The sequence below is a fragment of the Rhizobium sp. P2_G9 genome, from assembly GCF_056403475.1.
In genome coordinates this window covers 48,577-73,901 of sequence record NZ_JBFUFK010000013.1, presented here as the reverse complement: position 1 = coordinate 73,901, position 25,325 = coordinate 48,577, and the positions used below count along the sequence as shown (strand labels likewise).

The following is a 25,325-nucleotide window of genomic DNA, read 5'->3' as shown; positions in this document are numbered from 1 at the left end:
GTCTCATGGAGTTTGGCCTTGATGCGTTCGAATAGTTCTGGCGGGACCATTCCATAATCATATCGGTTTGGATCAGAGGGTAGTGTCCTCAGATGAATGCCGGGCCACTCGAATCTATTGACCTCGCTCACGCGAATCCAGTTGGCGTCATCGTCCAAGCCAAGCTGGCTGCAGAGTTCCGCTGGAACCTCGATAGATAGGTCCTCCTCACCAAGTTCGGGTGGAGAGTGCGTGATCGGTACGACGATCGTATCATTGGTCCTGGAGTGGTACACGACAATAGCACAAGGCCTGTCCTTGCCCCCTAAGGAGAACCCTTCGCTCTTTTCCTTGTCCCATAGGTAATTGTATCGGATGACAAGACCTGCAACCGGGGTCGGATAACTCACTCGGATGCTTTGCCGTATTCAGAATTCATGATCAGCGCCATGGTTTCGTCATCCATTTCGCTGACACGAATAACCTCGCGCTCACGCCTTTTCATGTCATGATAGTGGCTGAGTTCAGCTGCAGACAGGAATCCTCCAATCGTGCGGTCATGAGCTGTGATCTCAATGACGCCCACCGACTGCACCCGCTCCCTGAATGTCGTGAATTTGCGAGCGAACTCAGTCGCCGACACCCTTAAAGCTTGAGCCATGATTGCCAGTCTCCTTTTTGAGTAAAATACGAGTTTTACGCATTTTATCAAGGGCTGACAACTCAACGCCTGTGCGGGCCTATGAGACTTATATGACAGAAGGCTTGACGTGATCGCCTTACGCGGCGCGAGACGAACCTGGCGTAAGAGCGGCTCACGGCAGAGAACGCGACGGCTCGAAGTCAGATGCCGGCAAGACTGGTGGCATCTGCGACCTCATTCCGCTTTTTTACCCCATTCAGGAACGGCAATTCCGGAACCGCATTGCGCAGCGGGAATTGGGTCGCCTTGACCGAACGTTATCGATCTGCACTCCCATGGGGATCATTAACTTCTCAGAAATATTCGCGTTTTACCTGCAGTATTCCGATACTCGCGCGACAAATCTCTAAAGAAACCGGTTTATTTCCGATATTTTTCTGAATCTGTCTGACGATAGTCAAATTCGCTGCTGTTCATTTACGATCCATAAAGACAATTGACCCCATTTCTGGGGTGTGTACGGCGCTCGATATCTGTTGATGGGCGCGAAAGCGGCCCGGCAACACGGCGTGTGCCCACCATTTCTGGGGAATTGCATGGCCGCCGCCACACCAAGAAGCACATAGGGGAAGCACCAACATGGGAATACTGGGGTTCAGTTCTGACGCAAAAGCAATTCTTGCTGCTATGAGCAAGTCGCAGGCCATCATCGAATTTGACTTGACCGGGAAAATACTGACCGCAAATCAGAATTTCTGCCAGGCACTGGGGTATCAGGTCAGTGAGATCATAGGCCAGCATCACCGGATGTTCGTCGATCCGGCTGAAGCAGCGTCTCCGGACTATCGCGAATTCTGGGCCAAGCTCGGCCGCGGCGAATTCGACCGGCGGCAATATAAGCGCATCGGCAAGGGCGGCAAGGAAATCTGGATCGAGGCGTCCTATAACCCGGTCTTCCGCGGCGGCAAGCCTTACAAAGTGGTGAAGTTCGCCACCGACATCACCGCGCAAAAACTCAAGGCCGCCGAGGATGCCGGAAAGCTGGATGCCCTGTCGCGTGCCCAGGCGGTGATCGAATTCACGCCGAGCGGCGAAATCCTGACGGCCAATCAGAATTTTCTGGTCACGCTCGGTTACCAACTGGCGGAAATCCAGGGCAAGCACCACGCTATGTTCTGCGACAGCAGCTACACCGCCGGTGATTATTACCGTCGTTTCTGGCAGAGATTGGCGGGCGGCGAATTCATCGCGGATGAGTTTCTGCGCATCGGCAAAGGCGGCAAGAAGGTCTATATCCAGGCCTCCTATAACCCCATCTTCGACATGAACGGCAAAGTGTTCAAGGTCGTGAAATTCGCCACTGACGTCACGAGCCGTGTCGCCAATGTCGACCAGCTTGCCGGCGCCCTGCAGGCGCTTTCCGGCGGTGATCTGACGCAGGACCTTTCTACTCCGTTCATCCCCACCCTGGAGAAGCTGCGGAGCGACTTCAATGCGACCGTCGACAAGCTGCGCGGCGCCATGCAAGGGGTGGCTGAAAATGCCGGCGCCATTGCCGCTGGAGCGCAACAGATCCGCTCGGCCTCCGACGATCTGTCAAAGCGAACCGAGCAACAGGCTGCATCGGTCGAAGAAACGGCTGCGGCGCTTGAGGAGATCACCACGACGGTCACCGATTCCAGCAACCGCGCTCAAGAGGCCGGCCAGCTTGTGCGCAAGACGCGGGAGAACGCCGAGCATTCCGGCATCGTCGTCCGCAGCGCCGTCGATGCCATGGGCAAGATCGAAACCTCATCCGCCGAAATCGGCAATATCATCGGCGTCATCGATGAAATCGCTTTCCAGACCAATCTTCTGGCGCTCAATGCAGGCGTCGAAGCCGCACGCGCCGGGGATGCCGGCAAGGGATTTGCCGTCGTCGCGCAGGAAGTACGCGAACTGGCGCAACGCTCCGCCAAAGCTGCCAAAGAGATCAAGGAATTGATCACCGCCTCCAACGAGCATGTCAAAAGCGGTGTGGCGCTGGTCGGCGAAACCGGCAAGGCGCTTGAAGAGATCGTCTCCCAGGTGCAGCAGGTCAACGGCAATGTCGCGGCAATCGTCGAAAGCTCGAAAGAACAGGCAACCGGGTTGAAGGAAATCAATACGGCCGTCAACACCATGGACCAGGGCACGCAGCAAAATGCAGCCATGGTCGAGGAGTCGACGGCTGCGGCTCACAGTCTGGCAAAGGAAGCGGATAACCTCTTCCAATTGCTGAGGCAATTCAACATCGGAACGGTCCCGGCCGCACATCGAGGCCATAGCCCGCGCGCGGCAAGTGCCCCCGCCCTCGTCAAGCCGTCGGCAAAGCCCGTCGTCTCGCCGGCCCGCCAAATGTCCGCCAAGCTTGCCACGGCTTTCAACGGCAATGCCGCCGTCTCCGGCGACACCTGGGAAGAATTCTGATGGCTGATCCGAATTCCATGGTCGGGCTTGAGCGCGACACCCTTGAAATCATTGCTTTCCGTCTGAACGGCCAGCAGTTCTGCGTCATGACCACGACCATCCGCGAAATCCGCGGATGGTCACCGTCCACACCGCTACCCTATTCGCCACCGGACGTCCTCGGCGTCATGAATTTGCGGGGGTCGGTGATTCCCATCGTCGACCTTTCCCGCAAGCTTGGAATGCCGGCCACCGTTCCCAACGAGCGTAGCGCGATCGTCGTCGCGGACGTGCACAACACGATGCTCGGTCTGCTCGTCGACCAGGTGTCCGACATCCTGACCGTCAAGGGCAGCCAGATCCAGCCGCTGCCCGAAATATCGTCCTCAAGCGATCGCGGGTTTTCCGACGGGATCATCACCCACGAGAACGGCATGATCTGTTTTCTCAATCTCGGTCGTATGTTCCAGCCGCAGGATTTGGGCGACATGGCTGCTTGATCGGCGGCAAAGTCGCACGCATCGGACCTGCACCGCTGCCAATGAACGCAATTTTGCCGGCGGCTCGCTCCGAGACGAGCGCGTTTCGAAGCCGCGCCGATCCCCCGGCCGGCCGGCAACCGATGGCGATCTCTCGGCCATTTACGCAAGATTATTGTTTTTCTAACATAATTCCCGTTGTGCTCACGATGGTTGACGTATGGGGTCGGTAATGAGCAATGGAATTTTGACGAACCAGATTTGCATTACAAAATCGATTGCAGCGGAAACATCCGAAGATCACAGCCCTGAACGCCCCGGCGATGGCTTGGGTGAAAAATTGGCGGGCTTGATGACCGCGCTGGATTACGACACCGCGGGGGTGACTTTCTTCGGCGGCACTGGTCATCTCGGGTATGTCAACCAGGCATTTCTAACGATATTGGGACTATCGCCTGCCGCGACATTGATCGGCCTCGATGTGCGGCAACTGGAAGATCTGCTGGCTGTGGCGTTCCTTCGCAAGGCCGATATCCGGGCATGCCTCATCCCTTCTGATGGCAGCAGGCTGCACCACCTGCCGGAACAACTGACGGCAACTCTGTCGAATGGCGGAGTTTTGAAGGTCAGCCACTACCCCCAGACAGAAGGCGGCTGGGTCACGCGGCACGAAATAGCGCGTGACATCGGCTCGCAATCGAGCAGCAGCAACGTGCTCGTATCGCTTCAGACTCTGATCGATCAAGTCCCTGACTATCTCTGGATAAAGGACACCGACAGCCGATTCCTGGTCGCAAACCACGCCCTTGCGTCGGATAGCGGACGCGAGCGGTCAAGCGACATGGTGGGTCTCACGGATTCCGATTTGCACGATGCGGCCAGGGCCGCCGAATTCCGTGCGAAAGAATGCGAGATCCTCCGCACCGGGCATGCCATGATCGACGAAGAGGAGGCCGTTATCGATGCCAAGGGGCACGAGAAATGGCTTTCCTCAAGCAAGATTCCGCTGCGCAATGCCGATGGAGATATCATTGGCCTGATCGGTGTCGCCAGGGATATAACCGCTCGAAAGAAGACGGAAGCCTTGAAACGAAGGGCTTTCGAGGCTGAAGAAACATCACGCCGGCTGACAGATGCCTTGGAACGCGAGCAGAAGGCAAGCGCGCTGCAGAGACAATTCGTGGCCATGGCCAGCCATGAGTTTCGAACGCCCCTGGCGATCATCGATGGAGCCGCCCAGCGGCTGGTCAGACGGCAAGGAGAAATCGAGCCGAACTTTGTCGCGGACAAGTCTCAGCAAATTCGCCTCGCCGTCAGCCGGATGGTCGAACTGATGGAAAGCATTCTCTCCTTCGACAAGCTGGAATCCGGCATGGCTGGGATGAAGGCCGAGGAATGTCATATCCGGGATTTATTGTCCGCCTGCTGCCAACGCCAGCAGGAATTATCCAAAGACCACCACATCTCCCTGGATCTCGCGAATTTGCCCCAGACGATCGTGGCGGACCGGTCTGCACTCGAACAGATCTTCGGCAATCTGCTGTCAAATGCAGTGAAATATTCACCCGGTTCGGCCGAGATCGAAGTCCGAGGCCGGTCCGACGGAAGCAAAGTGGAAGTCTCGGTGCGGGATGGCGGAATTGGCATAGATCAGGACGATCTGCCAAAAATGTTCGAACGCTATTTTCGCGCGCGAACGTCGACGGGGATTGCCGGCACCGGCATCGGTCTCAACCTGGTGAAATCCTACGTCGAACTCCATGGCGGCAAAATAACCGTCGAAAGCAGGAAAGGCGAAGGTTCGACCTTTATCGTCTCGCTGCCGATTTCCGGCCGCTGACAAGCAGGAGAGCATTCGCGGTGTGGGCGCACCGATCTATCTGGCCACGATGCGTTTTCAACGCTGCGGTCACACGCGCATCGCCTCGATGACGGCCCTCAGGCCGGCCGACATATGCCTGCGGGTCGGGTAATAGATGTAGAGCCAGTCCTCGAGCGGACACCAGGCGCCGAGACACTGCACGAGCCTGCCGCTCTCGATATGCGGCCGGACACGATCCTCCCAGACATAGGCCAATGCCAGGCCGGAGAGCGCTGCCTCGACCATCAGTTCGTGGTCATGCAGCGACAGCGGCCCGCTCGGCTCGAAATCGACCGCCTCGCCGTTCAATGCAAAAGACCATGGATAATAAGCGCCGCTTGCATACATGTTGCGGATGCAGACATGATGTCTGAGATCGGCCGGTATTTCCGGCATGGGCCGATGCTCGAAATAACGCGGTGACCCGACCACGGCAAGGCGCAGCCGCGGCCTGATCCGGACCGCCGTCATGCCCTCCTTCAAGCTCTCGCCCAGCCGAATGCCGGCGTCGAAGCCTTCCTCGACAATATCGACCAGCCGGTCGGTGGCGACGATTTCCAGTTCGAGATTGGGGTTGTCGCGGATCAGCCTGCCCATGACCGGGCCGAGCACGAAAGGCGCGATCGAATTGGGCGCGTTGATCCGCACCTTGCCGAACGGCGTCTCGCGATATTGGTTGAGCGCATCCAGCGCCGAGCCGATCTCGCCAAGCGCCGGCGACAGCTGCGCCAGAAGCATTGCCCCGGCATCGGTGGTCGAGACGCTGCGCGTGGTGCGGTTGAGAAGCCGGATGCCCACCCGCGCTTCGAGGTCGCTGACCGCATGGCTGATCGCAGAGGCGGTGACGCCGCGTTCCTCGCTCGCCTTGCGGAAGCTGCGATGGCGGGCAACAGCCTCGAAAGCCGCCAGTTCGGAGAGATCAGTGGCGCGCATTGCTGAGTTTCACTCATGATTGTTCTGATTATTATCGCTCTAATCGTTGGAATAGCAAAGCGCTAAATCTCTCTCACCGGCCAATGAGGGCCGCCGCTCCAGAAAGAGGATAGAACAATGGCCGACTTCATCGCACCCGCAGCCAACACCGCTTCGCCCTTCGCCGACATGCGCGGCCACCATGTCGCCGTCCGCACCCCCGATCTCGAAACCGCCAAGCGCTGGTATGTCGAGAAACTCGATTTCCGCGTCATCCACGAATGGGATTTTGCCGACGAGAAGCTGGCCTATCTTGCCCCGCCCACGGACGACCATTTCTTTATCGAAGTACTCGGCGGCGGCGAACCCGCCCCTGAGCGCGTCCGCCCCTATACCGATCTGGCCGACAGCCTGAAATATGGCGGCTACCATCATTTCTGCCTCACCGTGAAGAGCATCGACAAGACCGTGGCGACCTTGCGTGAACGCGGCGTTCCTGTCGTCACCGAAGCGTTCGAACTGCCGGCCATCAGCCGCCGCCTCGCCTTCTTCGCCGATCCGTTCGGCAACCTGATCGAACTCGCCGAAGTGCTCGACTGAGCCGAGCGGCGACCACTCCGACATTTCGGAGGCCGGCATCCGGCCGGTCTCCCGCTCTCCATCCATCACAAATTCGAGGTTACTCCCATGCAAACCTGGTTCATCACCGGCGCCTCCCGCGGTCTCGGCGCCCTCATCACTGAACGCGCACTGGCCAAGGGCGACCAGGTCGTCGCCACAGCGCGCAATCCCAATTCCGTGCTCGATCGCTTCGGCAATTATGCCAACCTGCTGGCCGTCGCGCTCGACGTGGCCGACGAGACACACGCGGCAGCGGCCGTCGAGGCAGCCATCGCCCGCTTCGGCCGCATCGATGTGCTGGTCAACAATGCCGGCTTCGGCCTCTTGGGCGCCGTCGAGGAAGCAACGGCGGCGGAAGTCGAGGCGATCTATCGCACCAATGTGTTCGGCCTGCTCAAGGTCACCCGCGCCGTCCTGCCGCACATGCGCCGCGAGCGATCCGGCCGCATCCTGAATTTCTCCTCCATCGGCGGCTATCGCGCGGCCGCCGGTTTCGGCATCTACTGCTCGGCGAAATTCGCCGTCGAGGGATTGAGCGAAGCGCTGCATGACGAACTTGCACCGCTCGGCGTGCATGTGACGGCGATCGAGCCGGGCTATTTCCGCACCGATTTCCTGGACTCATCGTCGCTATCCGTCAGTCCGGCTCGGATTTCCGATTACGACACAACCGCCGGCGTGGTTCGCCAGCGGGCGGCCGGGATCAGCAACAACCAGCCGGGCGACCCGGCCAAACTTGCCGATGTGCTGATCGATTTCGTCCAGGTCGCCAATCCGCCGGTCCGCCTGCCGCTCGGCAGCGACACTGTCGCGGCGATCGAGAAGAAGCAGGCTGGGGATGCGGCGATTGTCGCGGCGTGGCGCAACGTGTCGGCTTCCACCGACTTTGCGCAGTGAAGCCATCAACATCTCGGTGTCGCCAAGCAACAGGCCGTTAAAGCTTGGCCCTTGTGCTGCGCGGTGTCGCCAGCAACAAGCTCGTTTCGCTGCCGATAATGCCGGGGATCAGCCGGATGCGGCGCAGGACGGCGTCGAAATCGGTCAGCGTCGCCGCGCCCAGTTCGGCGATCAGGTCCCAGCGGCCATTGGTCGTGTGGATGGCGCTGATCTCGGAAAACCCGCCAAGCGCGCGGATCACCTTGTCGGCCGAATGGCCCTCGACCTCGATCATCATGATGCCGCGCACCGGCAGCGACACCGCATCCGACTTCAGGATCACCGTATAGCCGATGATCTCGCCCGACCGCTCCAGCCGCTCGATGCGGTTCCTGACGGTGGCGCGCGCCACGTCGAGCTCGGCGGCAAGCTCGGAAATGCCGCGCCGCGCATCGTGCCGCAGCAGCGTGATCAGTCTGTGGTCCAATTCATCCATGTGACCATATCGGCAATCATATTGATCGAAATGGCAAGCTACATTCACAAGATTGCCAAATCAATATGTTCAAATCGCCGATCACATATGGTTCAATCGAGATAGTTGAGGGAGCGCGAACATGCTGGTAAAACTTTTGGGTGCCCCGGTGCAGGAAGGATCTGGCCGACGCGGTTGCGACATGGGTCCGGCCGCCTATCGCGCTGCCGGTCTCGCCGAGTCGCTGGAAGAACTCGGCCATCAGGTCGTCGATCTCGGCGATGTCAGGCCGGCGGCCCACAAGGTCGAACCGCATACAAATCCTGCGATCAAGAARCTCGACGAAGTCGTTGCCTGGATCGAGGCGCTGTCGGATGCCGCCTATGCCGCGAGCGCTGAAGGCATGCCGATCTTTCTCGGCGGCGACCATGCGCTGTCGGCCGGCACCGTCCCCGGCATGGCGCGCCGCGCCAAGGAGATGGGCAAGCCGCTCTTCGTGCTCTGGCTCGACGCCCATACCGATTTCCATTCGCTGGCGACCACCGAAAGCGGCAATCTGCACGGCACGCCCGTCGCCTATTTCACCGGCCGTCCCGGTTTCGACGGCCACTTTCCGCCGCTCGCCACCACCGTCGATCCGAAGAACGTCGCGATGATCGGCATCCGCAGCGTCGATCCGGCCGAACGCGCCGCGATCCGCGATGCCGGCATCGGGGTCTGCGACATGCGGATGATCGACGAAGAAGGTATTGCCGCGCCGCTCAAGCGTTTTCTCGCCGCGGTCGAGGCCGCCGGCGGCATGCTGCATGTCAGCCTCGACGTCGATTTCCTCGATCCGTCGATCGCACCGGCCGTCGGCACTACCGTACCTGGCGGCGCCACCTTCCGCGAGGCGCATCTGGTGATGGAGATCCTCTGCGACAGCGGCCTGGTCGGCAGCCTCGACCTTGTCGAACTCAACCCCTTCCTCGACGACCGCGGCCGCACTGCCATCCTGATGGCCGATCTCGCCGCCAGCCTGGTCGGCAAGCGCGTCATGGACAGGCCAACCCGGAGCTATTCATGAACCCGATCCCGAACCTCAACATCGTGCCCTTCGTCAGCGTCGACAACATGATGAAGCTCGTCATGAAGATCGGCATCGAGAGGGTCATGACGGAACTCGTGGCCTATCTGGAGGAGGATTTCCGCCGCTGGGAACTGTTCGACAAGACGCCGCGCGTGGGCTCGCATTCGGCTGACGGCGTCATCGAACTGATGCCGACCAGCGACGGCACGCTCTACGGCTTCAAATATGTCAACGGCCATCCCTACAACACCCGCACCGGCCGCCAGACCGTGACCGCCTTCGGCGTGCTTGCCGACACGGCCAGTGGCTACCCGATGCTGATCACCGAAATGACCATCCTGACGGCTTTGCGCACTGCCGCGACCTCCGCCATGGTGGCCAAATATCTGGCGCCGAAGGGTGCCAGGACAATGGCGATCATCGGCAACGGCGCCCAATCCGAATTCCAGGCGCTGGCCTTCAAGGCCGTGCTCGGCATCGACAAGCTTCGCCTCTATGACATCGATCCGACCGCGACGAAGAAATGCATGCGCAATCTCGCGGCTTACGGCTTCGACATCGTCGCGGCGGCAACGCCGGAAGAAGCCGTGGCCGGCGCCGATATCATCACCACAGTCACCGCCGACAAGAAGAATGCCACGATCCTGACCGACAACATGGTCGGCGAAGGCATCCATATCAATGCCGTCGGCGGTGACTGCCCGGGCAAGACGGAACTGCATCGCGACATCGTGCTGCGCTCCGACATCTTCGTCGAATATCCGCCGCAGACCTGGATCGAGGGCGAGATCCAGCAGATCGACAAGACCCATCCGATCCATGAGATCTGGAAGGTGATTGCTGGACAGGAACCCGGCCGCGCCAGCACCCGCCAGATCACCCTGTTTGATTCCGTCGGCTTCGCCATTGAGGATTTTTCGGCACTGCGCTACCTGCGCGACCGCCTGAAGGATGAAAAATTCTACGAGGAACTCGATCTGCTTGCCGATCCGGACGAACCACACGACCTCTTCGGCATGCTGCTGCGATCGGTAAAGGCTTGATCCCAAAAGGCCTGTCAGTATCGCCATGCAAAACCGACTCACGGTATTTGCGAGACATGCATTTGTAGCATGATTTCAATGGTTTTGATCAAACCTGTCGCTTTTGCGTAACACCTTGCTCACCGGAACCCGATTTTCAGGTAAAGTTTTGTAAATTCGCCGCGTTTTTAGCATATCGCCACTTGTGCGACGCAAAACTATGTCCAAATAGGTCGCATTGAGAGATTTCTGCACGCGATCAGGCCGCCGGTCCGGGTCAGTTGTGTGGGTCGGGGATGGGGTCGAAAAGACCGCGCGGGGCATAATCAGCCGGCTTGACCGGAGCCCACCAGCGCAGAGGGTATGCGATGGGGATCGCGAACCACACCAAAGCCCCGACTGTGCTTGTTTCCGGCCGAGGACGTCCGTATGCCCATTGTCAAGACCGCAGCCATTCTGGCCGCCTCCATCCTCATGGCTGCCCCCGCTTTGGCCGCGGCCGAAGACACGAGCGCCACGCCCGCGGCCAAAGCCCAGAGCTTCCCGGCAATCCGCGTCGTCACGGTGCGTGAGCGGACGCTGACCGATCGGGTCATCGTCACCGGCACGATCCAGGCGGTGGAAGAAGTCTATGTCCAGCCGGAAGTCGATAGCTTGCAGATCGACAAGCTCGACGCCGATGTCGGCGATGTCGTCAAAGCCGGCCAGACGCTGGCGACGCTGAAACAGGATTCGCTCATCCTGCAGAAGAGCCAGCTGCAGGCCAATCGCGCCAAGACGGTCGCCGTCGGCGCCCAGCTCGAAGCGCAGCTCGCCGAAGCCCAGGCCAATGAGCAGGAAGCCATCCGCCAGGCCGCGCGTGCCGAAAACCTGGTGAAAAGTGCTGCCGTGCCGGTAAGCCAGGCCGAACAATTGCGTTCCGCCGCGACAGCGTCGACCGCCCGCGTCAACGCCGCCCGCCAGGGCATTCTCGCCAACGAGGCTGATGTGAAGGTGCTGGACGCGCAAATCAGCGATATCGACCTGAAACTCGCCCGCTCCGACGTCAAGACGCCGGTGGCCGGCGTGGTCTCGGCACGCACCGCCAAGATGGGCGCCAATGCGATGATGAATGCCGGCAGCCCGCTCTTCACCATCATCCGCGACAACGCCGTCGAATTGAAGGGCGACGTCGCCGAAGGCGATCTCCTGAAGCTCAAGCCCGGCCAGACCGTGCATGTCTCGGTCGCCGGCACCTCGACGGAAGTCGACGGCAAGGTGCGGATGATCGATCCCGTGGTCGACGCCCAGACCCGCCTCGGTACGGTCAAGATCACCATCGAAGATCCGGCCGTTGCCCGCATCGGCATGTATGCCAGCGCCGAGATCATCATTTCCGAGCGCAAGGTCCTGTCGCTGCCGCTGACCGCCGTGACCGCGGAGAAGGAAGGCATGGACGTCCGCCGCGTCCAGGATAACCGCGTCGAGATGCGCAAGGTCGAGACCGGCGTCCAGGACGGTGACTATATCGAAATCTCCAAGGGCCTCGCCGCCAACGACGTCGTCGTCGAAAAGGCCGGCGCCTATGTCCGCGACGGCGACCGGATCACACCGGTGCCTGAGAAAACCGCGTCGAACTGACGGAGCAGAGGGTCATGAATTTTTCCGCCTGGTCCATTCGCAATCCCGTAGCACCCCTGCTGGCATTCTTCCTGCTGCTGCTCTTGGGGCTGATTTCATTTTTCTCGCTGCCGATCACCAAATTTCCGAACATCGACGTACCGATCGTTTCGGTCACGGTGACGCAGGCGGGCGCTGCCCCTGCGGAACTCGAGACGCAGGTGACGCGCGAGGTCGAAGATGCGGTTGCCGGCATTTCCGGCGTTGATTTCATACAGTCTACCGTTAACGACGGCGGTTCGACGACGGCCATCATGTTCAAGATCGAAGTGCCGACCGACAAGGCACTTCAGGATGTCAAGGACGCGATAGACCGCATCCGGCAGGACTTGCCTGCGACCGCCGACACCCCGCTGGTCACCAAGATCGATGTCGAGAGCAATCCGATCCAGACCTTCGCGGTATCCTCGCCGAACATGACCCTGGAAGAGCTCTCCTGGTTCGTCGACGACACGATCAAAAGGGCGTTGCAGGGCAAGCCAGGTGTCGGCCGGATCGATCGCAACGGGGGTGCCGACCGTGAAGTGCATATCGAACTGGACCCTGCCAAGCTCAATTCCTACGGCCTCACAGCGGTTGATGTGAACCGGCAGCTGCGCAGCACCAATGCTGATATGGGTTCGGGGCGCGGCCAGCTGGCGGGCTCGGAACAGGCGATCCGGACCCTGGGTGACCAACGGGACGTCAAAGCCCTGGCGAACACGACGATCTATGTCTCCGCCAACCGTTTCGTGAAGCTGTCTGATCTTGGTACGATCAAGGACACCTATAAGGAGCCCGTATCCTTTTCGCGCTTCAATGGCGCCCCGGGTGTTTCCTTCTCCGTGTTCCGCAGCAAGGGTGCGAGCGAGGTGACCGTTGCGGAAACCATTGCCGCCGGCCTGAAGGACGTCCGTGCCAAACATCCCGACGTCAAGATCGAACTGGTCGACGACGCGGTCTACTTTACCTACGGCAATTATAACGCGGCCATCGACACCTTGTTCGAGGGCGCCATTCTTGCCGTCATCGTCGTCTTCCTGTTTCTGCGCAACTGGCGGGCGACGCTGATTTCCGCGGTGGCGCTGCCGCTCTCGGCGATCCCGACCTTTTGGATCATGGATATGATGGGCTTCTCGCTCAATCTCGTCAGTTTCCTGGCGATGACACTGGCGACAGGCATCCTCGTCGATGATGCGATCGTGGAGATCGAAAACATTGCCCGCCACATCAAGATGGGCAAAACGCCCTATCGGGCAGCGATCGAAGCGGCCGACGAGATCGGCCTCGCCGTCATTGCGACCAGCTTCACGATCATCGCCGTGTTTGTGCCGGTCTCGTTCATGGGCGGCATTCCGGGCCAGTACTTCATCCAGTTCGGCCTGACGGTGGCCATTGCGGTCTTCTTCTCGCTGGCTGTCGCCCGCCTGATCACGCCGATGATGGCCGCCTATCTGATGCGCGCATCTGACGCCAATGTCGGCCATGACGATCACGGCGGAGAAGGCTGGCTGATGCGCCGCTATACCGCGGTCGTCAGTGCCGTGACCCATCGCTGGTATGGCCGCTATGGCACCGCCGTCGCCGCCGTCGCCGTGGTGGTCGGGTCCTTCTGGCTGCTGTTTGTAATGGTGCCCGGCAGCTTCATGCCGCCGGAAGATTCGGGCCGCGTGATCCTTTCGGTGGAACTGCCGCCGAGCGCGACTTTGGACGATACCGACAAAGCGACCGCCGAGGTCACCGAGCGCATCAAGAACATCGAGGGCATCGATAACATCTATATCATCGGTGGTTCGTCGCCGAAGGGCGATTTGGAGCTGCGCCGGGCGTCGATCTACATCAATTTGAAAAAGATCGAGCATTCCCTGGTGAAGAAGCTGGTCAACAATGTTGCCGGCCGCCTTCCGCTGATCGGCCCATACCTTCCTAAAATGGAAGTGCACGGCCGCACGGTGCCGCAGTGGGACATCGAGGCCGAGATATTCAAGCGTGTTGCCGACATTCCGGATGCCCGCATCCTGAAGCTCGACGACAATGGCGAGCGCGACATCGCCTACAACTTTACCTCACCGAATGCCGACGACCTCAGCAAAGCCACCGCGGTGCTGGAGACCCAGTTGCGTCAGTTGCCGGAGCTTCAGAATGTGGGCGCCGAAGGCGCGTTGCCGCGCTCGGAGATCCAGATCCGCCCTGACCCGGTGCGCATGGCGCGGCTCGGCATCACCACGGCCCAGATTTCGGAACTGGTTCGCGTCGCCACGATCGGTGACGTCGATACCGCCTTGTCGAAGGTCTATCTCGATGACCGGATGATTCCGGTGCGCGTCCAGCTCAATCTGTCCGTCCGTCGCAACCTGGCGGCCATCAAGGCGCTGAAAGTGCCGACCAATACGGGCGCGAGCGTGCCTTTGGCTTCAATCGCCAACGTTGATTATTCGGAAGGTGCAAGCACGATCAAGCGTTACGACCGCAATCGCGTCATCACGCTCGGCGCAAGCCTGCCTCCAAGCGTTGCCCTCGATACGGCCACGGCCGCCTTCAAAAAAGCGGTCGAGAAAGCAAAGCTGCCGCCAACCGTGCAACAGATCGAAAGTGGCAATACCAAGATCCAGGGCGAGATGGTTCAAGGCTTCGTCAAAGCCATGGCCTTGGGCATCATGCTGATGTTTGCCGTGCTGATCCTGTTGTTCCGCAACGTGCTGCAGCCGATCACGATCGTGCTGTCGCTCTTGCTTGCCACCGGCGGCGTGGCGATCGCGCTGATCGTCACCCATAATTCGCTCTCCATGCCAGTGCTGATCGGCATCCTAATGCTGATGGGTATTGTCGCCAAGAACGCCATCCTGCTGGTCGACTTCGCCATCGAGATGATGCATCGCGGCATGAAGCGCAGCGAGGCCATGGTCGAGGCTGGCCGCAAGCGCGCCCGGCCGATCATCATGACCTCGATCGCCATGTCGGCTGGCATGCTGCCCTCAGCGCTCGGCGTCGGCGAAGGCGGTGCGTTCCGTGCCCCGATGGCGATCGYCGTCATGGGTGGCATCATCGTCTCGACCGTGCTGTCGCTGGTCGTCGTGCCGGCATTCTTCCTGATCATGGACGACCTGTCGCGGCTGCTCGGCTGGATCTTCGGCCGTATGTTCGGCAAGAAGGAAGAGGAGCAGGAAGCGCTGGAGAATGAAGAGCTGACCCGCATCCTTGGCGAAAACAGCCGCACGCTGTCGTCGCTCGAGGAAAGGCTGCAGTCGCTGGAAATGGACAAGGCCGCCGTCGAGCCTAAAACGACGCACGCCCGGCCGCAGCGCGCGGCCGCAAATGACATCCAGGAAAAGCCCCTGGCCGCGGAATAGCCTGCCCCATCCTCAAACCACGCGTAAAAAACCCGGCACAATGCCGGGTTTTTTCATTTTATTGCCGGAAAAGGCCGAGCAATTTGATCCTCATCAAATTTTTCTCCGACGCTTCAGGGTATTATGACGCCATAACTCAGGCGCGCCCGGAGGTACGAATGAACAAGGTATTGAGGATGAATCTCCGCGACAGGGATATTTTACAGTCGACACCGCTGCTGGCTGGGCTCAATCCCAGTCTGGTCAAAAGGATTCTCGACGGCGTGGTGATCTTCAGCGCCGAGGCGCGTGACCTTCTGTTCCGCGAAGGCGTTGCGGCCGACTGCTTCTATGTCGTGATCGCCGGCTATGTCAGGCTTTACCGGACCGGCCTGGACGGCAAGGAAGCGGATACCGGCGTGTTCGGCCCCGGCGACGTTTTTGGCCAATGCGCCATGTTCCTCAGCGACCGCCACACATTCAACGCCCAGGCTGCCGAACCCTCGACACTGGCTCGTTTCGACTATGCCAAGATCCGCCACATCATGGCGGAGGAGCCGGAACTGTCGCTGTCGCTGATGAACATCATGGCCCGGCACCTCAATGACGCCCGCATGAATGTCGCCAATGACCGGCTGCATACGGCGCCGCAGCGCGTCGCGCGCTACCTGCTCGAACTTTCGCATAACCAGGGCGACGGACACGCCAATTCCTTCCGGCTGCCATTCCAGAAGAGCCTGCTGGCGGGCAAGCTCGGCCTGGCGCCCGAAGCGCTGTCGCGCGCCTTCTCGCTCCTCAAGAACTCGGGCGTAACCATCCGCGGCCGGGTCATCCAGATCAGCGACGCAGAAGCGCTGCGCAAAATATAACGCTTGTTACCCCTCTTCCCTCCAAGCCCTGCCCTTTACCCCGGCAGGGCTTTTTTTGCACGCCACGCTGTCACGACAATTTCATCTCTTCTGTCAACGTAAGCATGCGCCCGTCGCAGTGCTCGATTGAAAGCTTGTCCAGTTCGACATTTTCCAGGCATCGCACATTCACGCTATACCCCTCCGGCTTGAGATCGTGCCGAATTCACGGCAGGCTGAGCTTTGCCATGCGGCCGCCGTCGATGGTCCAGACCTGGCCGGTGACGAAGCCGGCTTCCGGCGAGGCGAGCCAGGCGACAAGGGCTGCCACCTCTTCCGGCTTGCCGGTGCGGCCGACCGGATGGATGCGGCCGATCTCGCGGCGGAACGCGGCCGGGTCCGGCATGCTCTCGATGAAGTCCATGTTGAGATCCGTATCGATCCAGCCGGGTGCGACCGCGTTGCAACGCACGCCCTCGGCCCCGTGATCGATGGCGACGGCGCGGGTCAACCCGTGCAGGCCGGATTTCGAGGCGCAATAGGCCGCGTGCTTCGGGTTCGAACCCAGCCCCTCGATGGAGCCGATATTGACGATGGCGCCCTTTGCCGCTCTCAGATGCGGCATCGCCGCCTTGATCAGCATGAAGGGCGTGGTGAGGTTGACGGCGATATTGCGCTCCCAATCGGCAAGCGACATATCCTCGACCAGCGCTTCCTGCATCATGCCCGCATTGTTGACGAGCACGTCGAGCCGCCCGGCCCGAGCCACCACTGCGTCCACGGCCTTACCGGCGGAAGCCGGATCGGTGAAATCGGTCGGAATACTCTCGAACTCAGCGTCCTCCCCACGCTGGGCGGTGAAGACGCGCGCGCCTTCTTCCCCGAGCCGCCGGGCAATCGCCTGGCCGATGCCGGAGCGCCCACCTGTCACCAGTGCAATCTTGCCGTCGAAGCGCATCAGCCCACCGCCTTTCCGCCATTGATCTCGACCAACGAGCCGCACATGTAGCGCGCGGCATCGGAGGCGAGGAAGAGCACGACGTCGGCAATATCTTCCGGCTCGGCGATGCGGCCGATCGGCACGGTCTTGCCAAGTTCGGCGACCGCCGTATCCGGATCGAAGCCACGCTTGATGAAGCCGGTGCGCAGCATGGGCGTATTGACCTCATTCGGACAGACGGCGTTGATGCGAATGTTCTGGTGCGCGTGGTCCATGCCCATGCACTGGGTCAGCGAGGCGATTGCCGCCTTGGTCATGCAGTAGACCGCATGGTTCGGGCCCGGACGAAGGCCCCAGCAGGAGGCGGTGTTGACGATCGCCCCGCCGCCGCGTGCGGCAAGCAGCGGAATGGCGGCGCGGCTGACCCGGAACGGCGCCTGGACATTGACGCCCACGGACAGGTCCCAGTCGGCATCGGTTGTTTCGGTCACCTTGCCGCGGGTGATCACGCCGGCATTGTTGACGACGATGTCGAGCCCGCCAAGCGCGTCGAAGGCCGCCTGGGGCAAGCCATCGGCATAGGATGCCTCCAGAAGGTTGCCCGGCAGATGGGCATCGGCCTCGACTGCCGACACGTCGCGGTCGGCCACGGCCACCCGCGCGCCCTCGGCACGAAGCTGTGTGACGATAGCGGCGCCAATACCGCCGGCAGCGCCGGTGACGAGAGCCAGTTTCCCTGAAAATCTCATGTTACGCTCCAAATGTCGGTTTAGAAGCTGGCGACCGGGTTGCCGAAGATGCCTTCATCGGGCGTCACGCCAAGACCAGCACCCTTCGGCAGTGCGATATGACCGCCTTCGATCCGAACGCCGTTCTTTCTGTCGTAATGGCCTTCTATGTAGGGCGAAGCAATCCACACCCCTTCGCAGTTTTTGGGGTTGATCGTCGCACCTGCCTGCGTGCAGGCGGCATTGATGACATCCCCGCCCCAAGCGTCATCGCATGTATGCGGAAGGTTGCGGGCGGCGCAGATGTCGCGAAAGGTCGCGAAATTGTGCAGGCCACCGATGCGCGTCACCTTCATGCCGAAGCCGTCGACGAGCCCGGTGCCGACAGCCGTGATGACGGTTGCGAGATTGACGCTGTTTTCATCCATGTAGATGCCGTGCTGGACCTGCGGCCGGATCTTCTGCAGGTCTTCGATCGTGTTGCACGGCTGCTCCATGATGAAGGGAATGTCAGAGCATTCACGGCTGATGCGCAGCGCATCCCGCGTGGTCCAGCCGCGATTGGCATCAACGGCAAGCCGCATGCCGGATTTTCCGATGACTTCCCAGACCTTGCGGACCACTGCGATATCGACCTCCACCGGCCGGCCGCCCACCTTGACCTGAAGACGGGGATAGCCTTCCTCCATCTTCTCGCGGGCGATACGGGCAATGTCATCCGGCGTGCCCACGCCGGTCGCGTAGTAGGATGGAACCTTGTCGGTAGCGGCACCGCCGAGCAACTGGGCCACGCTCAAACCCAGCTTCTTGCCGATCAGGTCGTGGGCCGCGATATCGATGGCTGCCTTGGCGTAGTTGTGGCCATTCAGCAGGCTCTCCATCTTGCGCTGGAGCGCCAGCGGCCAGATATCGGCGCCGACGAGCCCCGGCGCCATTTCCGTGAGTGCCGCGACGGCACCGGCGGCATGGGATTCGGCATAGGTCGGACCGACAGGACAGGTCTCGCCCCAGCCTTCGGTTCCGTCCTCGCCGACAAGCCGGACAAGCGTCGTCTTCAACGACCAGACCTGGGCATTCGCCACCGTATAGGGACCGTTTTTCACCGGCAGGTCGTGGCTATAGAGATGAACGTGTTTGATCTTCATGTTTCAAGACTCTCGGGAATTTCAAGGTTGGCGGAAGGGGTTCAGCCAATGCCCTCGGCTGCGAGCGCTGCTTTCGCCGCCCGAAGCGCCGCGGCACTGGCCCGGTCGCGCCCGTTGAGACGGGCCGTCTGCGTCATGCCCTCGTGAAGCAGGAAGAGCGTCTCTGCGAGCTGCTCGGTGTCCCGACCGGGCGCAATGGTCTGAAGGCGTCTGCGAAACTCGTCGGCGAGCCGAGCCTTGTGATCGATGACGACCGCGCGGATCGCTTCGCTGTCAGGATGTTCGGCCAGCGCATTGAGAAACAGGCAACCTGTATTGGCCACTTCGCGCAGCCAGTCGGCAAGGCGGATGATCGGATAAAGAACGTGGTCGACACCGTCCTGCGGCCCGCCGGCAAGCCAATCGAAATAGGTCTTGTCCCGGTATTCCAGCGCCCCCACCACCATCGCCTCGCGGCTGGGAAAATACTTGTAGAGCGTGCGCAGCGACACATCAGCGCCAGCCCGCAACGCTTCGACGCCCTGCTCGGCAAAACCTTGTTCGGCAAACTGCCGGTCGAGGTCGCCTGCGATTTTCTGTTTTGTCGTGTTCATGCCGACAATGGTAGAATGATCGCTCTACCATGCTGGTATCAAAACGACCCCCTTTGGTGAAAAAACGCATGGCTGGTGGCGAGACAGCTTAATGTGTGCATCGCCCTTGGAACGTCGCACCCTCGGGCGCCGACGTGACCAGCGCAAGGGTCAAAGATGCCCGCTGCCTTTCAAGGCGACTGCGAAGGTTGACAAAGGCGCGACCAGCGTCCGCGGCCGATCCCCGAGCGGTTCGGCGCCAAAGCTGGCATACCATTTCGCGGCCGGGTCGTTCTTCGCGTCGATGATCATCAGAACATCGCCGACGTCCTGTGTGCACGAATACATCGGAGTGCTGCCGCCAGCAGTAGCTGTCCGCCGAGCCCCCTGCCCACCACAAACAAAGACCTCTCCCCTCCCTTTGCCGGCCTCTACATGCGCGGCTGCGCACGCCGGCAGCCAGTGACGCTGCCAAACGAAGCTCGGCGGAACCAACTGAGATGCCTGCGTTTTCGCGTGGATTTTACGGCTCGTCACGATGAGGCTTCAACCATTTCACAGCCTTGAAACAATTGAAACGAATTTCACCGCGCCCGGACAACCGACTGAAACAAACAAGCATCAAACCCACCACCACGCAAAACAGACCGACACAAACCCAGAGGCATAACAATGACCGATACAGTTCAGATAGGCATTTCGAACGATCAGTACGATATCAACGGCTCGGACACGACCTACCAGCTGGCATATGGAAAATACATTCTTCAAACCAAAGACGACGGTTTCGCGGGCATCAAGGAAAGTTCTGCATCCCAGAACAACACTATCCAGGTAGACGGAGCCGTGGGTTCGACCGGCGTTGCAGGACGTGGAGTGGACGGCAACATTTGCTCCTTGTAAATCAATGAATTACCGAGCAAATTGCCGTACCTGTTCAATTGGGACAGCAGAAACAGCCTTCGGATGACAGTTCGCCCTCAGCCGGAACCGCCCCTATGATTATCCCACTTATGTAAATTTGGAGGTTCAAATGCATCTTATGCGTAAGATATTGACTGGATTTGCTATTCTTATTTCGCTTTCGATCGCCGGCCCGGTTTTTGGCGCGGATGACGGGTTCAAAGCGTTCTGGGCTAAATTCACTGCCGCCATGGACAAGGGGGACGTGAAAACCACGGCGAAATTGATCAAGTTCCCACAGCCGATTGGCACACCCGACATAACAGCGGCAAACTTCGCTGACCGCTGGAAGGAGTTTCTGCCGCCAGAAGTCCGCAAGTGCCTCGCCAAAGCGAAGCCGGTCGCCGACAAGGACGCGGATGGCAAACCCTACTACGCCGCCACATGCGACGAAGAGTACTATGTCTTCAGCAAGACCGGCGATCACTGGCTGTTGAGCGATATTGGACCGAATGATTGAGGCTTGATGTGCTTAGGTGATTGCTGTGCGAACTATCACCGGGCGCGGCGTGCTCGCACGGGTGTCATTTCGCCCCGAGCCGGAACCGACCCCAATAAGCGGCGCCACTTATCGCGAGGTGATCGACCCGCGCACCAAGTTCGCCTTCCCCCGTGTCGTCTCGCTCCCGGGCGGCGGCGATATCGCGCCGGTCAATGCCATGCTCGACCAGCGGCGCTGGGCTACCAACTTCGTCGGCTTTGAGTGCCTCGGCAGGGACTATCGCAGCGGTGGTTGGATGCCTATCCCGTTCGGGACTGGCGGCGCCTCGCTGGGCGGGATCGATCAAGACCGCATCTCGATTGACTATCTCAGCGACACGGTGATGACCATCCGCCAGGCCGGCCGCAGTTCTTGCGGCGGAGGGGCACCCGACGACGGCACCAGCTACTACACCTACGACGTCCGCGCGGGTCGTGCCCTCGATCCCAGCCAAATTTTCAAGGACTGGGACGCCGCCAGCAACGCTCCGACTCAGCCATTGATCGACTGGGTCATCGCGGCCTATCGCAAGGCATCCGATTACGATGCCGATCGTACCGCCGGGTGCGTAACCAACGACAATATGACCGAGGGTCTCGATGTCAGCTTTGCCCAGGACGATGTTGCGGTATTCTTCATCGGCGATATCGAGGATACCGGCTGCATGGGAGCCATCGTCTCCGTCCCGCTGGCCGATATCAAAAACCTGCTAACCGACAAAGCTGTCGATTATTTTCCGTCGCTGAAACCCTGAGGAACGATAGGTATCAGATATCGACAGTGATCCGTCCAAGGTTCTTGCCCCCGAATTCCGCTCTTTTGCGTCGGCGTGCTCTGGCGAGTGGGACAAAATCGCCGGATCGCTTTTTTGATTTGACGCCGGGTCGATAAGGGTAACATTAGCGACCGGTGCTTTGCCCAACGGCATGGCGCCGATCTGTCTATCGTCCCGGAGAACTCATATGAAGGACATCGGACTCAGATTCTCGTCAGCAGCCGTCATGCTGCTGGTGGTTTCTTCCACCGCGTCGCTCGCAATCGATCACGGCAATACGACGACCCAGCGCCTGCATGCCGTGAAAAGCGAGAAAGCGCCACTGTGGAACGCTCACTATAATGGTTGCAACGCCGGCGAAGATCCGCCTCCCGGCACCAACTGCTCGAACTGATCACGAAGCAGGTTCGGGAAAAGTGTCCCACGGTTTTCCGACAGAACCTGCGACAAGACAAAGGACTCTCAGCGGATGAATCGCCGGCTTGCCGACGAAAGTCCGCTTTGATCGGCATCCGCTTGCACAAGGATTGATGGGAAGCGGATCGAGGAAATAGGCCTGCTCCCGAAAGTATCGACGATATCCGCCGCAGCGGATGCGCCTGGTTGCTGAACCAGCGACGCTTTCGGGAGGGGCAGCAAGGGGCACCGTATGGTGCAGCCGCCGCGTCCTTGCTGTCGTCGAGATCGGTATTCCGATCCCGTTTCACTTTCTCCCGCTCCTCCCCCCGGCGACAGCGCTGGCGACGCCGCAAAAAAATGCTCGGGGGTCTTGAAAATCAGGTTGAAATTACGACTTGGATGTTGGGGAAATATGTCATTTTAGACCATCTCTATAGAGTGTGTTATTCGCGCAACGCCAAAGGCGTTTAGCGGTTTCCTGCGGCCAATTAATATGGCCTCCTGATTGTTCGCGATTTCTCGAAATGTTAGGCGTGGGTCGAGATCAGTTGTTACTGTCTCGCACGCACAAGGATCCGGACAGGGGTAGCCGCCTGGCGGCAAGGCCCGGACCCTGATCGAATTATTACTGGAGATCATCCCATGACAATCAAGAGCCTTTTGCTCGGCTCGGCAGCCGCATTGGCAGTCGTGTCCGGCGCTCAGGCCGCCGACGCCGTCGTTGCCGCGCAACCGGAACCGATGGAATATGTTAAAGTCTGCGATGCCTATGGCACCGGCTTTTTCTACATTCCGGGCACCGAGACCTGCCTCAGGATCGGTGGTGAACTGCGCTACGAGAAGCGCTTTTCCAAGGTAGGCGGTGAGTCGGCCACTTACGACAACCACGGCCGCGTCAAGTTGGACGTCGAAGCCAAGAATGATTCTGAATGGGGCACGGTCTACAGCTGGGTTCGCATCCAGGGCGATGAAATCAACAATGGCCAGGATGCTGCCGGTACACCTGGCGACAACGGCACCGACGCGCTGAAGTGGTACTACATCTTCGGCATCGGCGGCCTGGAATTCGGCAATTTCGACAGCCAATGGCAGAAGTTCTTCGGCTATGGCGGCTTCACCGACGATGGCGGTTTTTACTATTCGAACGACAATTTCCCGGATTCACGCCAGTATATCAGCTACACCGCGGAATTCGGTTCGCTGAAGGCTTATGTCTCGCTCGATAACGACGCCGATGAATACAATTCGCCTGAAGAGCACAATACAAGCGACTTCTGGGATGTGACCAAGGACACCAACGCTCCGCGGAAGGGCCATAAATACATGCCCGACGTCGAAGCCGGCGTATTGGACACGTTCGGCGACTGGCAGGTTGCCGGCGGCGTGGGCTATGACGAGTCCGACAAGACCGTCGCCTTCAAGGGCCTGATTGCCGGTCAGTTCGGCATGTTCGGCGTCCGTTTCATGCCGATGTATTCCTACAGCAACCAGAACATCTTCTTCAACTATGACGGCTTCAGCGCCATCCTCGGCCTGCAGGCCAAGGTCACCGACACGATCACGCTGTCGAACGACCTCCAGTTCTGGGATGACGGCTCGTGGCGCCTGGTTGGTGACGTGAGCTGGCAGGTGGCTTCCGGCTTCTCCGTCCTGGTCGAAGGCATCTATGGCGATCCCCATGACGGCCCGAAGACCAAAACCGGCCTCCTCCGCTTCCAGCGGTCGTTCTGATCGTATGACAATAAGCGGCAGCCCGACAGGCTGCCGCCTTCTTCCATTGCGCATGTCTTTATCCCGAAACCAGTTCCCACTGTCGGGAGACATGCGTTAGCCTTGGATGCGAACGCACTGACCTCCAGTCGTCGCGCCAGAGCCCGGTTCGCCCTCCCTGCCGAACCGGGCTTCTGGGCGTTCTGAAGAGATTGTCTTTTATGCAGGCGATCGCGCACCCGAGGCGTAGCGCTCGGCCCATAAGACGCAAACATTCATGGAAAAAGTGCCCACGTGAACGCGGCGCATAAGAGAAATGGTGCGATCCACGACAGCCGATGGATGATTCGATCCCGGGTGCCTACAAAGTAGGTGGGCGCCATGTGTTCCAGCCCACGAGCCGGAATAGGGACAGCTCCCATAAGATCGAGTATGGCCCCTGGGTATATTTGAAATCCTGTCGGGGCGCGCAGACCGCCTTCGTTATATAGTTCGAATCCGGCTAAAACAAAAGGGCGAACATCGACAATTCACCGGTGTCGTGAGAACCGGGCAGTTCGCTGTAGCCAGGAAACCTCAAGTCTCGTCCGGCGTGCCGTTGAGCTTGGCGGAAATCGCCTTCACCTGGGTGGTGAGCTCGGTCAGCATGCTTGCCACCGCCTCGTCGTTGCGTTCGGCCGCGACGGCGGCGCCATCCTGATTCTTGCGCAGGCTCGCGAGCTCTGCTTCCAGCGCCGTCCGTTGGCGGTTGGCCTCGTGCAATTCGTCCATGATCATGATCGAGGCCATGACCGTCACCCGGAGGTCGCCGATCTCGCCGAACTGACGCTTGAGATGGCCGACATATTGGTCGAAATTCTGGGCAAGCCCCATCAGGTGCTCTTCCTGGCCTTCCTCGCATGCCATGCGATAGGCCTTGCCATCGATCGTCACTGTTACCTGGGCCATGGGACCTGCGCTTTCAGTTGCTTCAGCGGTCGAGGACGGCGCGAATGGTTTCCATGGCGGTCACCAGACGTCGCGACACTTCGCGATTGACTTCCTCGAGGCGGTTGGCGCGGAATTCCGCCTGGTCGAGCTCCTGGGCAAGACGGGAACGGTCGGCATGCGTACGCCGAACCTCGCCTTCGAGCTCGGCTGAATCGTGCTCGCGCTCGAAGCGCAGGTCGACCGCCCGGTCGAGTTCACCGAGCGCCCTGCGAAGGTCTTCGATCGCCGCTTTGACTGCTGCCCCTGCCGGCATTGTCCTCGTCGTCCATGAGTGGGCGAATCGTCACTGCTCCGCCGCATTCCGCCAATATCAATTCTATGGGAAGCCCAGAGCTCCCGTCAATCAAAAGAAGTGGAGAAAAATCAGGCAATTCTGTGGAAGAGTTGCAGTTCTGCATTGCCTTCCCCAAAACTCTTCGCTGCACCGGCTTCGGCAGGGCGGC

24 protein-coding genes, 1 other RNA gene and 1 pseudogene are annotated in these 25,325 nt (G+C 60.0%); 15 read left to right on the top strand and 11 right to left on the bottom strand.

Annotation, left to right across the window (positions count from 1 at the left end; genetic code table 11):
- Positions 1-385: 385 nt before the first annotated feature.
- On the bottom strand, positions 386-640 hold the full coding sequence (locus AC1DYF_RS12815; RefSeq protein ID WP_477877120.1) for a hypothetical protein: 255 nt from the start codon (positions 638-640) through the stop codon (positions 386-388).
- 621 nt (positions 641-1,261) lie between these two features.
- Here AC1DYF_RS12815 and AC1DYF_RS12810 point away from each other — a divergent pair.
- The 3 genes from AC1DYF_RS12810 (at position 1,262) to AC1DYF_RS12800 (ending at position 5,368) form a co-directional block, all read left to right on the top strand.
- Positions 1,262-3,070, top strand: coding sequence for a methyl-accepting chemotaxis protein (locus tag AC1DYF_RS12810; protein ID WP_477877119.1), 1,809 nt, complete (start codon positions 1,262-1,264; stop codon positions 3,068-3,070).
- A complete protein-coding gene (locus tag AC1DYF_RS12805; protein ID WP_477877118.1) occupies positions 3,070-3,549 on the top strand; it encodes a chemotaxis protein CheW in 480 nt (159 codons plus the stop codon). Before AC1DYF_RS12810 ends, AC1DYF_RS12805 begins: the two co-directional genes overlap by 1 nt.
- A gap of 211 nt (positions 3,550-3,760) precedes the next feature.
- A complete protein-coding gene (locus AC1DYF_RS12800) occupies positions 3,761-5,368 on the top strand; it encodes a sensor histidine kinase (RefSeq protein WP_477877117.1) in 1,608 nt (535 codons plus the stop codon).
- Between the two features lie 69 nt (positions 5,369-5,437).
- Here the strand turns inward: AC1DYF_RS12800 and AC1DYF_RS12795 are convergent, their stop codons facing one another.
- Complete coding sequence (locus AC1DYF_RS12795; protein WP_477877116.1) at positions 5,438-6,322, bottom strand: LysR family transcriptional regulator; 885 nt, start codon at positions 6,320-6,322, stop codon at positions 5,438-5,440.
- Positions 6,323-6,439: 117 nt separating this feature from the next.
- Between AC1DYF_RS12795 and AC1DYF_RS12790 the strand changes: the two genes are divergently transcribed.
- Entirely contained in the window at positions 6,440-6,901 is a 462-nt protein-coding gene (locus AC1DYF_RS12790; RefSeq protein WP_477877115.1) for a VOC family protein, read from the top strand.
- Between the two features lie 87 nt (positions 6,902-6,988).
- Positions 6,989-7,819, top strand: a complete 831-nt coding sequence (locus AC1DYF_RS12785) for an oxidoreductase (RefSeq protein WP_477877114.1) — start codon at positions 6,989-6,991, stop codon at positions 7,817-7,819.
- Between the two features lie 37 nt (positions 7,820-7,856).
- Here the strand turns inward: AC1DYF_RS12785 and AC1DYF_RS12780 are convergent, their stop codons facing one another.
- Positions 7,857-8,294: an Lrp/AsnC family transcriptional regulator gene (locus AC1DYF_RS12780; protein WP_477877113.1), complete on the bottom strand. Its 438-nt coding sequence runs from the start codon at positions 8,292-8,294 to the stop codon at positions 7,857-7,859.
- Positions 8,295-8,415: 121 nt separating this feature from the next.
- Between AC1DYF_RS12780 and rocF the strand changes: the two genes are divergently transcribed.
- The 5 genes from rocF (at position 8,416) to AC1DYF_RS12755 (ending at position 16,200) form a co-directional block, all read left to right on the top strand.
- Positions 8,416-9,339, top strand: a complete 924-nt coding sequence (gene rocF / locus AC1DYF_RS12775; RefSeq protein ID WP_477877112.1) for an arginase — start codon at positions 8,416-8,418, stop codon at positions 9,337-9,339.
- Positions 9,336-10,385 carry an ornithine cyclodeaminase gene (locus AC1DYF_RS12770; protein ID WP_477877111.1) on the top strand — a complete coding sequence of 350 codons (1,050 nt, stop codon included), beginning with the start codon at positions 9,336-9,338 and terminating at the stop codon, positions 10,383-10,385. The genes rocF and AC1DYF_RS12770 overlap by 4 nt, the downstream gene beginning before the upstream one ends.
- Positions 10,386-10,793: 408 nt before the next feature.
- The gene (locus AC1DYF_RS12765) at positions 10,794-11,984 is read left to right on the top strand and encodes an efflux RND transporter periplasmic adaptor subunit (RefSeq protein WP_477877110.1); all 1,191 of its coding nucleotides are present in this window, start codon (positions 10,794-10,796) and stop codon (positions 11,982-11,984) included.
- 14 nt (positions 11,985-11,998) lie between these two features.
- Positions 11,999-15,352, top strand: coding sequence for an efflux RND transporter permease subunit (locus tag AC1DYF_RS12760; RefSeq protein WP_477877109.1), 3,354 nt, complete (start codon positions 11,999-12,001; stop codon positions 15,350-15,352).
- Between the two features lie 158 nt (positions 15,353-15,510).
- Positions 15,511-16,200, top strand: a complete 690-nt coding sequence (locus AC1DYF_RS12755) for a Crp/Fnr family transcriptional regulator (protein ID WP_477877108.1) — start codon at positions 15,511-15,513, stop codon at positions 16,198-16,200.
- A gap of 205 nt (positions 16,201-16,405) precedes the next feature.
- Here AC1DYF_RS12755 and AC1DYF_RS12750 read toward each other — a convergent pair whose 3' ends face one another.
- From AC1DYF_RS12750 to AC1DYF_RS12730, 5 genes and pseudogenes are all read right to left on the bottom strand, one after another.
- Complete coding sequence (locus tag AC1DYF_RS12750; RefSeq protein WP_477877107.1) at positions 16,406-17,137, bottom strand: SDR family NAD(P)-dependent oxidoreductase; 732 nt, start codon at positions 17,135-17,137, stop codon at positions 16,406-16,408.
- Positions 17,137-17,868 (bottom strand): SDR family NAD(P)-dependent oxidoreductase, encoded by a 732-nt coding sequence (locus AC1DYF_RS12745; protein WP_477877106.1) that lies wholly within the window; start codon positions 17,866-17,868, stop codon positions 17,137-17,139. Before AC1DYF_RS12745 ends, AC1DYF_RS12750 begins: the two co-directional genes overlap by 1 nt.
- 20 nt (positions 17,869-17,888) lie before the next feature.
- Positions 17,889-18,992, bottom strand: coding sequence for a mandelate racemase/muconate lactonizing enzyme family protein (locus AC1DYF_RS12740; protein WP_477877105.1), 1,104 nt, complete (start codon positions 18,990-18,992; stop codon positions 17,889-17,891).
- Positions 18,993-19,033: 41 nt separating this feature from the next.
- Positions 19,034-19,585, bottom strand: coding sequence for a TetR/AcrR family transcriptional regulator (locus AC1DYF_RS12735; RefSeq protein WP_477877104.1), 552 nt, complete (start codon positions 19,583-19,585; stop codon positions 19,034-19,036).
- A gap of 150 nt (positions 19,586-19,735) precedes the next feature.
- A pseudogene (locus AC1DYF_RS12730) lies at positions 19,736-19,962 on the bottom strand (GNAT family N-acetyltransferase); the annotation flags it as partial.
- Between the two features lie 274 nt (positions 19,963-20,236).
- Here AC1DYF_RS12730 and AC1DYF_RS12725 point away from each other — a divergent pair.
- The 5 genes from AC1DYF_RS12725 (at position 20,237) to AC1DYF_RS12705 (ending at position 23,913) form a co-directional block, all read left to right on the top strand.
- Entirely contained in the window at positions 20,237-20,467 is a 231-nt protein-coding gene (locus AC1DYF_RS12725) for a hypothetical protein (protein WP_477877103.1), read from the top strand.
- Positions 20,468-20,597: 130 nt separating this feature from the next.
- On the top strand, positions 20,598-20,987 hold the full coding sequence (locus AC1DYF_RS12720; protein ID WP_477877102.1) for a hypothetical protein: 390 nt from the start codon (positions 20,598-20,600) through the stop codon (positions 20,985-20,987).
- 25 nt (positions 20,988-21,012) lie between these two features.
- Positions 21,013-21,762 (top strand): hypothetical protein, encoded by a 750-nt coding sequence (locus AC1DYF_RS12715; RefSeq protein WP_477877101.1) that lies wholly within the window; start codon positions 21,013-21,015, stop codon positions 21,760-21,762.
- 208 nt (positions 21,763-21,970) lie between these two features.
- On the top strand, positions 21,971-22,177 hold the full coding sequence (locus tag AC1DYF_RS12710) for a hypothetical protein (RefSeq protein ID WP_477877100.1): 207 nt from the start codon (positions 21,971-21,973) through the stop codon (positions 22,175-22,177).
- Positions 22,178-22,824: 647 nt separating this feature from the next.
- A complete protein-coding gene (locus tag AC1DYF_RS12705; RefSeq protein ID WP_477877099.1) occupies positions 22,825-23,913 on the top strand; it encodes a porin in 1,089 nt (362 codons plus the stop codon).
- Positions 23,914-24,211: 298 nt separating this feature from the next.
- Here the strand turns inward: AC1DYF_RS12705 and ssrS are convergent.
- The 3 genes from ssrS to AC1DYF_RS12690 all read right to left on the bottom strand — a co-directional run bounded on the left by ssrS (position 24,212) and on the right by AC1DYF_RS12690 (position 25,135).
- Positions 24,212-24,371, bottom strand: a non-coding RNA gene (gene ssrS, locus AC1DYF_RS12700) — 6S RNA.
- A gap of 97 nt (positions 24,372-24,468) precedes the next feature.
- The gene (locus AC1DYF_RS12695; protein ID WP_477877098.1) at positions 24,469-24,840 is read right to left on the bottom strand and encodes a cell division protein ZapA; all 372 of its coding nucleotides are present in this window, start codon (positions 24,838-24,840) and stop codon (positions 24,469-24,471) included.
- 22 nt (positions 24,841-24,862) lie between these two features.
- Positions 24,863-25,135, bottom strand: a complete 273-nt coding sequence (locus AC1DYF_RS12690; protein ID WP_477877097.1) for a DUF4164 domain-containing protein — start codon at positions 25,133-25,135, stop codon at positions 24,863-24,865.
- Positions 25,136-25,325: the final 190 nt, after the last annotated feature.